A 13,548-nucleotide genomic window follows, 5' to 3' on the forward strand; every position below is an offset into this window, starting at 1 on the left:
GGCAGCAATTCCTTCCTCAGAAAAGACGCACGCGCACCAGCACCTGCATCGCGATCAAGCCCAATACAAATCCCATGCCACCGTAGATGATCGCCTGCAGCAGCCGGTTGGTCCGCTTCTGTGCAGCCAGCAGTTCGAGCAGCTCGCGGCGGTGGTCCGGGGGGCGATTTTCCAGGAAATCGTGCATCAGTCGAGGCAGCTGCGGCAGCAATTTTGCGTAGCGCGGCGCCTCGGCGCGCAGCTGCTCGAACAGCTTGCGGGGGCCGATCTGGTCGGTCATCCACTTCTCGAGGAAGGGCTTAGCGGTGTGCCAGAGGTCGAGCTCGGGATCGAGCTGGCGACCCAGCCCCTCGATGTTGAGCAAGGTCTTCTGCAGCAGCACCAGCTGCGGCTGGATCTCGACCTGGAAACGGCGCGAGGTCTGGAACAGCCGCATCAGCACCATGCCGAGCGAAATCTCCTTCAGCGGCCGGTCGAAGTAGGGTTCGCAGACGGTGCGGATCGCCGCCTCGAGTTCGTCGATGCGGGTGCCGTGCGGCACCCAGCCGCTCTCGAGGTGCAGCTCGGCCACGCGCTTGTAGTCGCGGCGGAAGAAAGCGACGAAGTTCTGCGCCAGGTATTCCTTGTCCGACTCCGTCAGCGTGCCGATGATGCCGAAGTCGAGCGACACATAGCGCCCGAAGCTCTCCGGCTCGAGGCTGACCTGGATGTTGCCCGGGTGCATGTCGGCGTGGAAGAAGCCGTCGCGGAACACCTGGGTGAAGAAGATCGTGACGCCGTCGCGGGCCAGCTTCGGGATGTCGACGCCGGCCGCGCGCAGGCGGTCGAGCTGGGCGATCGGCACGCCCTTCATGCGCTCCATCACCATCACTTCGGGGTGGCAGAAGTCCCAGTACATCTCGGGGATCAGCACGAGGTTGAGCTTTTCCATGTTGCGCCGAAGCTGGGCCGCATTGGCCGCCTCGCGCACCAGGTCGAGCTCGTCGTGCAGGTACTTGTCGAACTCGGCGACCACCTCGCGCGGCTTCAGGCGCTTGCCGTCGGCCGACAGGCCCTCGACCCAGCCGGCCATCATGGCCATCAGGGCCAGGTCCTTCTCGATCACGTCGCGCATGCCCGGGCGCAGCACCTTGACCGCCGCGTCGCGCACCGAGCCATCGGCCAGGCGGACGGTGGCGAAGTGCACCTGGGCGATCGACGCGCTGGCCACCGGCGTCTCGTCGAACTGCACGAAGATGTCGCTCACCGGGCGTCGGAAGGCGCGCTCGATGGTCGCGATCGCCACCTTGGAGGGGAATGGCGGCACACGGTCCTGCAGCCAGGCCAGTTCGTCGGCGATGTCCGGCGGCAGCAGGTCGCGCCGGGTCGACAGCACCTGGCCGAACTTGACGAAGATCGGGCCCAGGCGTTCGAGCGCCTCGCGCAGCCGCTGGCCCCGCGGCGCGTCGAGATTGCGCCCGACCGAAACGATGCGTGCGACCACGCGCAGCCAGGGCTTCTGGAAACTCGTGAGGACGAGTTCGTCGAGGCCGTAGCGCAGTGCGACCCAGACGATGAATACGCCGCGGTAGATCCGCCTCATTCGGCTGCAGACCCGCCGGCCTTGCCCGGACGTTGGCCGACGAACTGCCGCAGCGCATCCACCACGCGGCGAGCCCCGGTCGCGATGGTGTGCGCGGGCACGTCGCCGATGGCGCGCGCCAGGTCGTCCTCGACGTCCCAGCGCACGTGGTCGACCAGCCAGTTGATCTCGGCCGCCAGCTGCACATCGCCCTCGATGCGCACCGCCGGCTTCTCGCCCTTGAAGGCCGCGCGGGCCAGGCCGAACGGCGAAGTCTCGGTGACGGTCAGCGTGAGTTCGGCGACGGCGCCTTCGGGAGCCAGGTCGAGCAGGCCGGCCGGCGTGGGGACGAACTGCATCGTGACGAAGCGCCACTCGAACTTCACCACCCGGCCCTGCAGCGGCAGCAGGCGCTGCTGCGCTTCGGGCTCCTGTTGGAGCACATGGTTGAGGAACAGGACGGCGCGGTGCTGGATCTCGTGGACCGCCCACTCGGGGGGTTGGAGGCGGCTGCCGACGCGATTCGCGAGGTCTTCCAAAAAAGCAAATGGGGACGATGGTGTAACCATGTCCCCATTATTCCCGCTCTTGACCCGGTCTTGCGACCGGGGCCAAGGGAAGTTCGCGTTTACTGCAGCGCTTGGACGCCCGCGACCAGCCAGCCGCTGCTCCCCTTGGTGTCCTTGGTCATGTTCCAGACTTCACGGAAGGGGCTCGGGCCCGACGACACGTCCTCGCGGATCATGCCGGAGAACTCGACGCTGGCCAGGTAGGCATCGGGCAGTTCCTCGATGCCGAGCAGCTTGGCGTCGAGCATCACGACCTCGGTCTTGTTCGGCTGGCCGCCGGTGTGGGTCTCGCGCTCGGCGAGCTGCTGGCGGATTTCGCCGACCATGCCGTCGGTCATCATCGAGCGCAAGGTGCCGATGTCGGCGCGGTCCCAGGCGTCCTGGAGCGTGACGAAGTTGCGCTTGGCCGCCGTCAGGAAGCCGTCGGCATCGAAGCCCGCGGGGATGCCCCAGGACTGCGAGCCGACCAGAGCCGAGCCGATCGTGCTGCCGCCCGCGGCGGCGGCACCGGCCATCGACGAGCCGCCCGTGCGGTCGGCCGGATGGTCGACAGGGGACGCGCTGGCATCGAAAGCGGCGGCATGGTTCTCCCAGGGCCTGGCCGAGGCGTCGTTGCCGACGTTGCGCGGGCTGTACTGGGGCGGTGCGGTGGCATCGGCCGGGCTGCCCGCGCCCTGGAAGGCGAAGCCGCCGGCGCGCGGCGCGGCCGCGGCACGCGAGCGGGCCGCGAAGATCCGCCAGACCACCACGGCGGCCAGCACCAGCAGGCCGATCAGGAGGATGTTGCCGAAGGCGGCACCGAGGCCGAGCGAATGGGCGAGCCAGGCCAGGCCCAGGCCGGCCGCGAGGCCGCCGAGCATGCCGGCCCACGGACGCTTGGGCGCCGCGGCCGCGGGCGCCGCCGGTGCCGGCTTGGCGGCCGTGGCGCTGTTCGCGGTCTGCGCCGGCGCGCCGGGCGTCGCGGGCGGCGTCGCCTGACGCTGCGTCACGTTGCTGGATTGCCGGCCGAACGACTTGCCGCCACCCATGCGGGCGGCACTGGCATCGATGCTCACGACAGCCAATGCGCACACCAGCAACAAGGACCCAAACTTCTTCATGACGTCTCCTCTTCGGCCAAAAACAGCTTCAACACTTGATTCCAACATGCAGGGCGACCACGCCGCCCGTCATGTTGTGATAGTCCACATGACCGAAACCGCCCTCCTTCATGAGGGTCTTGAGGTCTTCCTGGTCCGGATGCATGCGGATCGACTCTGCCAGGTAGCGATAGCTGGCGTCGTCGCCCGCCACCACCTTGCCCAGGCGCGGCAGCACGCTGAACGAATACCAGTCGTAGGCCTTTCGCAGGGGCTTGGCGACTTTGGAGAATTCGAGCACCAGCAACTTGCCGCGCGGCTTCAGCACGCGATTCATTTCTTTCAGCGCCGCATCCTTGTGCGTCATGTTGCGCAGGCCGAAGGCGACGGTCACGACATCGAAGTGGTTGTCGGGGAACGGCAGCTTCTCGGCATCGCAGACCAGCGTGGGCAGGACGACGCCGGCGTCGAGCAGGCGGTCGCGGCCGGTGCGCAGCATGGCCTCGTTGATGTCGGTGTGGACCACCTCGCCGCTGGCGCCCACCTTCTTGGCAAAGGCCAGCGCGAGGTCGCCGGTGCCGCCGGCGATGTCCAGCACCTTCGATCCTTCGCCGACGTTGGCGACCATCACCGTGTAGGCCTTCCAGGCGCGGTGAAGGCCCATCGACATCAGGTCGTTCATGAGGTCGTAGCGCGAGGCGACCGAATCGAAGACGCCGCGCACGCGCTTGGCCTTGTCGCTTTCGTCGACCGATTCGAATCCGAAATGGGTGGTGCTCATACCTCTGATGTTAGGCCGGAAGCGTTCACCTCAAGCCGGATACCCCGCAAGGAATCCGGAATTTGGTCGTTCAGTGGTTGCCGCAGGCGTGTCCGCCGTGGCCGGAAGCCGCGGGTTTGTCGGCCATCGGCGCGTCGCGATCGACGCCGGCCGCAGCCAGGCGCTGTTCGTACGCGGCCCACAGCTCGGCCTCCCGGGCGCCGAGGTCGTAGAGCAGGTCCCACGAGAAGATGCCGCTGTCGTGGCCATCGCTGAAGGTCGGCTGCACCGCGTAGTTGCCGACCGGCTGCAGGTCGACCAGCTCGACATTGCGCTTGCCCGTCTGCAGCACCTCCTGCCCGGGTCCGTGGCCCTGCACCTCGGCCGAGGGCGAATAGATCCGCATCAGCTCGAACGGGATGCGGAAGGTCGCGCCGTCGGAAAAGCCGACCTCCAGCACGCGCGACTGGCCGTGCACCGTGATCGACTGCGGGGTCGGTGCGCCCGCCTGCAAACCTGCCATCAGAAACTCCTTGTCGCCAGCTGCTGGACCATGTCGCGTTCCAGCCCTAGCAATTGTTGCGCGATCGCCTGCTCGCGCTGCGGGTCGGCCGGACGCTGGGCCGCGGCCCACACGGGCGAAGGAAAGCGGCTGTCCCAATCGAAGCGCGCGATCACGTGCCAATGCAGGTGCGGCACCATGTTGCCAAGGGCCGCCAGGTTGATCTTGGCGGGCGACAGGTGCGCGCGCAGACATTGCTCCACCACGGCCACGGCCTCCATGCAGAGGGCGCGGTCGTCGGGCGCCAGGTCGGACCATTCGGCCACGTGGTCGGCCCAGACCACCCGGTAGAAGGCCGGGAAGTCCGCCTCGGCCGCATGGATGACTCGCAGCTTCGCGCTCTGGAAGACCAGGCGGCCGCCCGGTTCGTCGCACAGCGGGCATCCCGCGACACGCAGCGCCATCACACCAGCACGCGTTCGATGCCGCCCTGGTTGGCGGCCGCGACATATTCCGGCATCCAGTCGGCGCCGAGGATCTTGTTGGCCATCTCGACCACGATGTAGTCGGCTTCGAGAAGGCCGTTGTTCAGGTCGTTGCCGTAGCGGCTCAGACCCTGCAGGCAGCTCGGGCAGCTGGTGAGGATCTTGACGTTGGCGCCGGGGGCCACTTGGCCGGCCTCGCGCAGTGCCGTCTCGCCCTTCTTCAGTTCCTCTTCCTTGCGGAAGCGGATCTGCGTCGAGATGTCCGGCCGGGTCACGCCCAGCGTGCCGGATTCGCCGCAGCAGCGGTCGTTCTTGAGCACGTTGTCGCCGACCAGCGCCTTCACGGTCTTCATCGGATCCTGCAGCTTCATCGGCGTGTGGCAGGGGTCGTGGTAGAGGTAGCCGCCACCGCCCGCATCGCCGAGCGTGATGCCTTTCTCGAGCAGGTATTCGTGGATGTCGATGATCCGGCAGCCCGGGAAGATCTTGTCGAACTGGTAGCCCTGAAGCTGGTCGTAGCAGGTGCCGCAGCTCACCACCACGGTCTTGATGTCGAGGTAGTTGAGCGTGTTGGCGACGCGGTGGAAGAGCACCCGGTTGTCGGTGATCATCTTCTCGGCCTTGTCGAACTGGCCGCTGCCGCGCTGCGGATAGCCGCAGCACAGGTAGCCCGGCGGCAGCACGGTCTGCACGCCCGCATGCCACAGCATCGCCTGGGTGGCGAGGCCGACCTGCGAGAACAGGCGCTCCGAGCCGCAGCCCGGGAAATAGAACACCGCCTCGGTCTCGGGCGTGGTCGCCTGCGGGTTGCGGATGATCGGGACGTAGTCGGCATCCTCGATGTCCAGCAGCGCCCGCGCCGTCTTCTTGGGCAAGCCGCCCGGCATCTTCTTGTTGATGAAGTGGATCACCTGCTCCTTGAGCGGTGCCGGGCCCAGCGTCGCCGGCGGGGCGGCGGTCTGCTTCTTCGCCAGGCCGCGCAGCAGGTCGTTGGCCATGCGCTGGGCCTTGAAGCCGATGTCGACCATGCCGGTGCGCATCAGCTTGATGGTCTGCGGGCTGGTCGCGTTGAGGAAGAACATCGCCGCCGCATTGCCGGGCCGGAACGACTTCTGCCCCATCTTGCGCAGCAGGTTGCGCATGTTCATCGAGACGTCGCCGAAGTCGATGTTGACCGGGCACGGCGTCAGGCACTTGTGGCACACGGTGCAGTGGTCGGCCACGTCCTCGAACTCTTCCCAGTGCTTGATGCTGACGCCGCGCCGGGTCTGCTCCTCATACAGGAAGGCCTCGACCAGCAGCGAGGTGGCGAGAATCTTGTTGCGCGGCGAATAGAGCAGGTTGGCGCGCGGCACGTGGGTGGCGCACACCGGCTTGCACTTGCCGCAGCGCAGGCAGTCCTTGACGCTGTCGGCGATGGCGCCGATGTCGCTCTGCTGCATGATGATCGACTCGTGCCCCATCAGGCCGAAGCTCGGCGTGTAGGCGTTGGTCAGGTCGGCATGCAGCGCCCGCCCGTCGGGGCCGGCATGCGCGCTGCCGCGCAGCAGCTTGCCCTTGTTGAAGCGGCCTTCAGGGTCGACTTTCTGCTTGTAGTCGGTGAAGGGCTGCAGCTCGGCGTCGCTCAGGAACTCGATCTTCGTGATGCCGATGCCATGCTCGCCCGAGATCACGCCATCGAGGCTGCGCGCCAGCGCCATGATGCGCACGACGGCCGCGTGGGCGGTCTGCAGCATCTCGTAGTTGTCGCTGTTGACCGGGATGTTGGTGTGCACGTTGCCGTCACCGGCGTGCATGTGCAGCGCGACCCACACGCGGCCCTTGAGCACGCGCTGGTGGATCTGGTTGCATTCGGCCAGGATCGGCGCGAATTCGGCTCCCGAGAAGATGGTCGCCAGCGGCGTGCGGATCTGCGTCTTCCAGCTGGCGCGCAGCGAGTGGTTCTGCAGTTGTGGAAACAGCGCCTCGACGTTGTCGAGCCACCCCTGCCACAGCGAACGCACTTCGCGCACCAGCGCCACGGCCTGCGCCACGCGGTCTTCCAGCAACTCGGCGGAAGGGATGTCGTTGGCGTCGTCGCTCTTGCCCAGCGGCAGGTTGCCGCGCGCCAAGAAGGCTTCGAGTTCGTCAGCCAGCGCGATCTTGTTCTGCAGCGACAGCTCGATGTTGATGCGCTCGATGCCGTCGGTGTACTCGGCCATCCGCGGCAGCGGGATCACCACGTCCTCGTTGATCTTGAAGGCGTTGGTGTGCCGGCTGATGGCGGCGGTGCGCTTGCGGTCGAGCCAGAACTTCTTGCGCGCCTCGGGGCTGATCGCGATGAAGCCCTCGCCGCTGCGCGAGTTGGCGATGCGCACCACCTCGGAGGTGACGCGCGCCACCGTGTCGGCGTCGTCGCCGGCGATGTCGCCGAACAGCACCATCTTCGGCAGGCCGCCGTGGCGCTTGGACTTGGTCGCGTAGCCGACCGCCTTGAGATAGCGGTCGTCCAGGTGCTCCAGCCCCGCCAGCAGGACGCCCGAGCGCTTCTGCTCGGCGAACATGAAGTCCTTGATCTCGACGATGCTGGGCACCGCGTCCTTGGCGTTGCCGAAGAACTCGAGGCACACAGTGCGGGTGTGGGCCGGCATGCGGTGCACGATCCAGCGGCAGCTGGTGATCAGGCCGTCGCAGCCTTCCTTCTGGATGCCGGGCAGTCCCGAGAGGAACTTGTCGGTCACGTCCTTGCCCAGGCCTTCCTTGCGGAAGGTCTTGCCGGGGATCTCGAGCCGCTCGGTGCGCAAGGGCGTCTTGCCGTCGGCGGCGAAATACTGCAGTTCGAACACGGCGCTCTCGGCGTCGTGGATCTTGCCGAGGTTGTGGCCGATGCGCGTGACCTCGAGCCATTCGGCGTCCGGCGTCACCATGCGCCAGGAAGCCAGGTTGTCGAGCGCGGTGCCCCACAGCACCGCCTTCTTGCCGCCGGCGTTCATCGCCACGTTGCCGCCCACGCACGAGGCCTCGGCCGAAGTCGGGTCGACCGCGAACACGAAACCGCCGCGCTCGGCCGCATCGGCCACCCGCTGCGTGACCACGCCGGCCTCGGTCCAGATGGTCGCCACCGGGGCATGAAGACCCGGCAGCGCGCGCATCTCGACCTCGGTCATGGCCTCGAGCTTCTCGGTGTTGAGGACCGCGCTGTTCCAGGTGAGCGGGATCGCGCCGCCGGTGTAGCCGGTGCCGCCGCCGCGCGGCACGATGGTCAGGCCGAGCTCGATGCAGCTCTTGACCAGGCCCGCCATCTCGGCCTCGGTGTCGGGCGTCAGCACCACGAAAGGGTATTCCACCCGCCAGTCGGTGGCGTCGGTCACGTGCGATACGCGCGACAGGCCGTCGAACTTGATGTTGTCCTTGGCCGTGACCCGCCGCAGCGCCCGCGTGGCCTTGCGCCGCAGCGCCGCCACGTCGCGGAACATGGCGTCGAAGGCGGTCACCGCCCGGGCCACCAGGTCGGTCAGCTCGCCGACCGAGACGTCGCGCTGGGCGTCGCTGGCGGGCGTGCGGCGCTTCTGCACCTCGCCCAGCCGGTGGTTGAGCGCCTCGACCAGCTGGCCGCGCCGGCGCGGGTTGTCCAGCAGGTCGTCGACCAGGTAGGGGTTGCGCTGGACCACCCAGATGTCGCCCAGCACCTCGTAGAGCATCCGGGCCGAACGGCCGGTGCGGCGCTCGGAGCGCAGGCTCTGCAGCAGTTCCCAGCCGCGCTCGCCCAGCAGGCGAATGACGATCTCGCGATCGGAGAAGCTGGTGTAGTTGTAGGGGATCTCACGCAGTCGCGCGGGCTCTGCGGCCTGCGACAACAACGCCGTCAACGCGGTCGGAGCATTCATCGGGGAGTGGCCTCGGTCGGGCGCTGCGCGCCCATCAACCAGGGGTGGGGATTTTAAGGCAGCACCGGCCGGCGTGCGGCGGCAGGGGCATCGGCCCCTAGAAGAGGACCCGGCTGCGGATCGTGCCCGGCACCTTGGCCAGCTTCTCGAGCGCGAGGTCGGACGAGGCGGCGTCGATGTCGGTCACCACGTAGCCGACCTTCTCGTTGGTCTGCAGGAACTGCGAGGCGATGTTGATGTGGTTGTCGGAAAAGATCCGGTTGATCTCCGACAGCACGCCCGGGACGTTGCGGTGCACGTGCAGCAGCCGGTGCTTGCCCGGGTGCGCCGGCAGCGCCACCTCGGGGAAGTTCACGGACGAGGTCGAGGTGCCGTTGTCGCTGTACTTCACGAGCTTCTCGGCCACCTCGAGGCCGATGTTGGCCTGGGCTTCCATGGTGGAGCCGCCGATGTGCGGCGTCAGGATCACGTTGTCGAGCCCGCGCAGCGGCGACTGGAACTCGTCCTTGTTGCTGCGCGGCTCGACCGGGAAGACGTCGACCGCGGCGCCCAGCAGCTTCTTGGCCTTCAGCGCCTCGGCCAGCGGCTCGATCTCGACCACGGTGCCGCGCGAGGCGTTGATCAGGATCGCGCCGGGCTTCATGGCGGCGATCTCGGCGGCGCCGATCATCCATTGCGTGGCCTGGGTCTCGGGCACATGCAGGCTCACGATGTCGCTCTGCGCCAGCAGGTCGGGCAACAGCCGGACCTGGCGGGCGTTGCCGAGCGGCAGCTTGGTGACGACGTCGAAGAAAGCGACCTGCATGCCGAGCGCCTCGGCCAGCACCGACAGCTGGGCGCCGATCGAGCCGTAGCCGACGATGCCGAGCGTCTTGCCGCGGATCTCGAAGGCGTTGTCGGCCGACTTGAGCCAACCGCCGCGGTGGGCCACCGCGCTTTTCTCGGGCACGCCGCGCAGCAGCAGGATGGCTTCGGCCAGCACCAGTTCGGCGACCGAGCGGGTGTTCGAATAGGGCGCATTGAAGACCGCCACGCCGTGTTCGCGCGCGGCTTCCAGGTCGACCTGATTGGTGCCGATGCAGAAGCAGCCGACGGCCACCAGCTTCTGGGCCTCGGCGAACACCTCGGCGGTCAATTGCGTGCGTGAGCGGATCCCGAGGAAATGGACGTCGGCGACGCGTGCCTTGAGTTCGGCGTCCGGCAAGGCGCCCGGGAGCGATTCGATGTTGCTGTAGCCGGCGGCCCGCAGCACCTCGACGGCCGAGGGGTGGATGCCCTCGAGCAGGAGAAACTTGATCTTGCTTTTGTCGAGTGAAGTCTTGCTCATTCCGGGGCCAGGAAGTCGAGGGACGATGCTAGCATGGTGCGCCGCAGCATGCAGCGCACGCCGCGGCGCACCAAAAGGGTTTCCCCCGTTGGTGCACACTCCGGGATTGTCAAAAAATGTGACGCTGTCGTGTCATACGCACGACCTAGCATCCGCGCTTTCATTTCCCCCTCAGGAGTCTTCATGCGATTCAAAACGCTCGCCATGGCATCGGCGCTGGCTGTGACGCTTTCCACTTCCGCGTTGGCACAGACCGAGATCCAGTGGTGGCATTCCATGACCGCCGTCAACGGCGAATGGGTCAACGACCTGGCCCGGCAGTTCAACGAGAGCCAGAAAGAATTCAAGATCGTGCCGACCTATAAGGGCCAGTACGACGAATCGATGACCGCCGCCGTCGCCGCCTTCCGGGCCGGCAACGCGCCGCACATCCTGCAGGTGTTCGAAGTCGGCACCGCGACCATGATGGCCAGCAAGGGCGCCATCGTCCCGGTCGGCCAGGTCATGAAGGACGCCGGCGAGAAGTTCGACCCGAGCGCCTACATCCCCGCGGTGGCCGGCTATTACACGGCGCCCAGCGGCCAGATGCTGAGCTTCCCGTTCAACAGCTCGACCACCATCTTCTATTTCAACAAGGACGCCTTCAAGGCGGCCGGCCTGCCCACCGACAAGGCGCCCGCCACCTGGCCCGAGGTGGTCGCCGCCGCCGCCAAGCTCAAGGCCAGCGGCCACAAGTGCCCGTTCACGACCGCCTGGCAGAACTGGACCCAGATCGAGAGCTTCTCGGCCTGGCACAACGTCGAGTTCGCGAGCAAGAACAACGGCCTGTCCGGCCTGGACACCCGCCTGAAAGTCAATTCGCCGCTGCACCAACGCCACGTCGAGAACCTCGCGAGCATGGCCAAGCAGGGCCTGTTCATCTACAAGGGCCGCGGCAACGTGCCCGAGGCTTCGTTCGTGTCGGGCGAGTGCGCCATGATCGCCACCTCGTCGGGCTTCTACGGCAACGTGGCGAAGAACGCCAAGTTCGCCTACGGCCTGACCGCGCTGCCCTACTACCCCGATGTCCCGGGCGCGCCCCAGAACACGGTCATCGGCGGCGCCAGCCTGTGGGTGATGGCGGGCAAGAAGCCCGAGGAGTACAAGGGCATCGCCAAGTTCTTCAGCTTCATCTCGACGCCTGAAGTGCAGTCGGCCAGCCACAAGCGCACCGGCTACCTGCCGATCACCACAGCCGCCTACCAGCTCACCGACAAGTCCGGCTTCTACAAGGAACACCCGGGGACCGACGTCGCCGTGACCCAGATGATCCGCAAGGTGACCGACAAGAGCCGCGGCATCCGCCTGGGCAACTACGTCCAGATCCGCGCCATCGAGGACGAAGAGCTCGAACAGGTCTGGAGCGGCAAGAAGACCGCCAAGGAAGCCCTCGACGCCATCGTGACCCGCGGCAACGAGCAACTGGAAAAGTTCCAGAAAGCTAACAAGGGCTGAAAGCCCTTGTTAGCTTGCGCTGCATTGCCGCACCCCTCCCAACCCTCCCCGCCGGGCGGGGAGGGCTCCTGCTGGCGGGGCTGACACAGTTGAGACACAGTTAGACTCGCAGCCCCGCCGGGCTCAAGAATCGGCGGGGTTTCTTTTTGAGGGATCCATGGAAAAACGCGTCGTCTTTCGCTCGGGCTGGCTGCCGTGGGCGCTGCTCGCGCCGCAGATGATCGTCATCATCGTGTTCTTCTTCTGGCCGGCGAGCCAGGCGCTGCTGCAGTCGATGCAGATGCAGGACGCGTTCGGCACCTCGACCGAATGGGTCGGCCTCGACAACTTCAAGCAGCTGTTCGCGGACCCGAAGTACATCGCCTCGTTCGAGACCACGGCGCTGTTCTCGATCCTGGTGGCCTTCTTCGGCCTCACGATCTCGCTGGTGCTGGCGGTCTTCGCGGACCGCATCGTGCGCGGGGCGATGATCTACAAGACGCTGCTGATCCTGCCGTACGCGGTGGCGCCCGCGGTGGCCGCGGTGCTCTGGGTCTTTATGTTCTCGCCGTCGCTGGGCGTGGTGGCGTACGCATTGGCCAAGGTCGGCATCGACTGGAACCACCTGCTCAACGGGACCCACGCCATGACCCTGATCGTCATGGCGGCGGTCTGGAAGCAGATCTCCTACAACTTCCTGTTCTTCCTGGCCGGCCTGCAGTCGATCCCCAAGTCGCTGATCGAGGCGGCGGCCATCGACGGCGCCGGACCCTGGCGCCGCTTCTGGACCGTGCAGTTCCCGCTGCTGTCGCCGACCACCTTTTTCCTGCTGGTGATCAACGTGGTGTACGCCTTCTTCGACACCTTCGCGATCGTCGATGCCGCGACCCAGGGCGGGCCGGGCCGCGCCACCACGATCCTGGTCTACAAGGTCTACTACGACGGCTTCAAGGCGATGGACCTCGGCGGCTCGGCCGCGCAGTCGGTCGTGCTGATGGCGATCGTCGTCGTTCTCACGGTCGTCCAGTTCCGCTATGTCGAGAAAAAGGTGAACTACTGATGGTCGAGCGAAACCCGTCCCTGGGCATCCTGGCCCACGCCGTGATGATCTTCGGCGTGCTGATCGTCGCCTTCCCGCTCTACCTGGCGTTCGTGGCGTCGAGCCACACGGCGCAGGAGATCGTCCAGGCACCGATGCCGCTCCTGCCCGGCGGCCACCTCTGGGAGACCTACAAGTCGGCCCTGTTCGGCCGCACGGCCGGCGCCGGCTCGACCGCGCCGGTGGCCCGCATGATGTGGGTCAGCCTGGTGACGGCGCTGGTCATCACCTTCGGCAAGATCGCGATCTCGCTGCTCTCCGCGTTCGCGGTCGTGTACTTCCGCTTTCCGTTCAAGTCGCTTTGCTTCTGGGCCATCTTCATCACCCTGATGCTGCCGGTCGAGGTCCGCATCGGTCCGACCTACCAGGTGGTGTCGGACCTCGGCATGCTCAACAGCTACGCCGGCCTGACGGTGCCGCTGATCGCCTCGGCGACCGCGACCTTCCTGTTCCGGCAGTTCTTCCTGACCGTGCCCGACGAGCTGATCGAGGCCGCCCGCATGGACGGCGCCGGCCCGATGCGCTTCTTCTGGGACGTGCTGCTGCCGCTGTCGAAGACCTCGATCGCGGCGCTGTTCGTGATCCAGTTCATCTACGGCTGGAACCAGTACCTGTGGCCCCTGCTCGCCACCACCAGCGAAGACATGTACCCGGTGGTGATCGGCATCAAGCGGATGATCGCCGGCGGCGACGGACAGAACGAATGGAACATCGTGATGGCGACCGCGCTGCTGGCCATGCTGCCGCCCGCACTGGTGGTGATCCTGATGCAGAAATGGTTCGTCAAGGGACTGGTGGACACCGAGAAGTGACCCGCCCACCCTCCC

The 13,548-nt window shown here is 66.7% G+C and carries 11 protein-coding genes; 3 read left to right on the forward strand and 8 right to left on the reverse strand.

Features of this window, described 5'->3' with window-relative positions; translation table 11 throughout:
- Positions 1–16: 16 nt before the first annotated feature.
- From ubiB to serA, 8 genes are all read right to left on the reverse strand, one after another.
- Positions 17–1,582 (reverse strand): ubiquinone biosynthesis regulatory protein kinase UbiB, encoded by a 1,566-nt coding sequence (gene ubiB, locus QZH52_RS01195; protein ID WP_286523389.1) that lies wholly within the window; start codon positions 1,580–1,582, stop codon positions 17–19.
- Positions 1,579–2,130 (reverse strand): ubiquinone biosynthesis accessory factor UbiJ, encoded by a 552-nt coding sequence (locus tag QZH52_RS01200; protein ID WP_301802630.1) that lies wholly within the window; start codon positions 2,128–2,130, stop codon positions 1,579–1,581. The genes ubiB and QZH52_RS01200 overlap by 4 nt, the downstream gene beginning before the upstream one ends.
- 59 nt (positions 2,131–2,189) lie before the next feature.
- Complete coding sequence (locus QZH52_RS01205; RefSeq protein WP_301802633.1) at positions 2,190–3,230, reverse strand: Tim44 domain-containing protein; 1,041 nt, start codon at positions 3,228–3,230, stop codon at positions 2,190–2,192.
- Between the two features lie 28 nt (positions 3,231–3,258).
- Positions 3,259–3,990 carry a bifunctional demethylmenaquinone methyltransferase/2-methoxy-6-polyprenyl-1,4-benzoquinol methylase UbiE gene (gene ubiE / locus QZH52_RS01210; protein WP_301802635.1) on the reverse strand — a complete coding sequence of 244 codons (732 nt, stop codon included), beginning with the start codon at positions 3,988–3,990 and terminating at the stop codon, positions 3,259–3,261.
- A 70-nt stretch (positions 3,991–4,060) separates the two neighbouring features.
- Positions 4,061–4,492, reverse strand: coding sequence for a gamma-butyrobetaine hydroxylase family protein (locus tag QZH52_RS01215; RefSeq protein WP_301802639.1), 432 nt, complete (start codon positions 4,490–4,492; stop codon positions 4,061–4,063).
- Complete coding sequence (locus tag QZH52_RS01220) at positions 4,492–4,935, reverse strand: HIT family protein (protein ID WP_301802641.1); 444 nt, start codon at positions 4,933–4,935, stop codon at positions 4,492–4,494. The genes QZH52_RS01215 and QZH52_RS01220 overlap by 1 nt, the downstream gene beginning before the upstream one ends.
- The gene (locus tag QZH52_RS01225; RefSeq protein WP_301802644.1) at positions 4,935–8,822 is read right to left on the reverse strand and encodes an FAD/FMN-binding oxidoreductase; all 3,888 of its coding nucleotides are present in this window, start codon (positions 8,820–8,822) and stop codon (positions 4,935–4,937) included. Before QZH52_RS01225 ends, QZH52_RS01220 begins: the two co-directional genes overlap by 1 nt.
- A gap of 97 nt (positions 8,823–8,919) precedes the next feature.
- Positions 8,920–10,149, reverse strand: a complete 1,230-nt coding sequence (gene serA, locus QZH52_RS01230) for a phosphoglycerate dehydrogenase (protein ID WP_286536234.1) — start codon at positions 10,147–10,149, stop codon at positions 8,920–8,922.
- 183 nt (positions 10,150–10,332) lie between these two features.
- On the opposite strand from serA, the gene ugpB reads away from it, so the two are divergent.
- From ugpB to ugpE, 3 genes are all read left to right on the forward strand, one after another.
- A complete protein-coding gene (gene ugpB, locus QZH52_RS01235; RefSeq protein WP_286536236.1) occupies positions 10,333–11,643 on the forward strand; it encodes a sn-glycerol-3-phosphate ABC transporter substrate-binding protein UgpB in 1,311 nt (436 codons plus the stop codon).
- Positions 11,644–11,800: 157 nt separating this feature from the next.
- Positions 11,801–12,682: a sn-glycerol-3-phosphate ABC transporter permease UgpA gene (gene ugpA, locus QZH52_RS01240; protein ID WP_286523401.1), complete on the forward strand. Its 882-nt coding sequence runs from the start codon at positions 11,801–11,803 to the stop codon at positions 12,680–12,682.
- Positions 12,682–13,533 (forward strand): sn-glycerol-3-phosphate ABC transporter permease UgpE, encoded by an 852-nt coding sequence (gene ugpE, locus QZH52_RS01245; protein ID WP_286536237.1) that lies wholly within the window; start codon positions 12,682–12,684, stop codon positions 13,531–13,533. The genes ugpA and ugpE overlap by 1 nt, the downstream gene beginning before the upstream one ends.
- The last annotated feature ends 15 nt before the right edge of the window (positions 13,534–13,548 follow it).

The sequence above is a fragment of the Variovorax ginsengisoli genome, assembly GCF_030486595.1.
Taxonomy (GTDB): Bacteria; Pseudomonadota; Gammaproteobacteria; order Burkholderiales; family Burkholderiaceae_C; genus Variovorax; species Variovorax ginsengisoli_B.

Coding starts and splice junctions, on each gene's coding strand:
- ubiB (WP_286523389.1), bottom strand. CDS start 1,582: ATGAGGCGGATCTACCGCGGCGTATTCATCGTCTGGGTCGCACTGCGC.
- QZH52_RS01200 (WP_301802630.1), bottom strand. CDS start 2,130: ATGGTTACACCATCGTCCCCATTTGCTTTTTTGGAAGACCTCGCGAAT.
- QZH52_RS01205 (WP_301802633.1), bottom strand. CDS start 3,230: ATGAAGAAGTTTGGGTCCTTGTTGCTGGTGTGCGCATTGGCTGTCGTG.
- ubiE (WP_301802635.1), bottom strand. CDS start 3,990: ATGAGCACCACCCATTTCGGATTCGAATCGGTCGACGAAAGCGACAAG.
- QZH52_RS01215 (WP_301802639.1), bottom strand. CDS start 4,492: ATGGCAGGTTTGCAGGCGGGCGCACCGACCCCGCAGTCGATCACGGTG.
- QZH52_RS01220 (WP_301802641.1), bottom strand. CDS start 4,935: ATGGCGCTGCGTGTCGCGGGATGCCCGCTGTGCGACGAACCGGGCGGC.
- QZH52_RS01225 (WP_301802644.1), bottom strand. CDS start 8,822: ATGAATGCTCCGACCGCGTTGACGGCGTTGTTGTCGCAGGCCGCAGAG.
- serA (WP_286536234.1), bottom strand. CDS start 10,149: ATGAGCAAGACTTCACTCGACAAAAGCAAGATCAAGTTTCTCCTGCTC.
- ugpB (WP_286536236.1), top strand. CDS start 10,333: ATGCGATTCAAAACGCTCGCCATGGCATCGGCGCTGGCTGTGACGCTT.
- ugpA (WP_286523401.1), top strand. CDS start 11,801: ATGGAAAAACGCGTCGTCTTTCGCTCGGGCTGGCTGCCGTGGGCGCTG.
- ugpE (WP_286536237.1), top strand. CDS start 12,682: ATGGTCGAGCGAAACCCGTCCCTGGGCATCCTGGCCCACGCCGTGATG.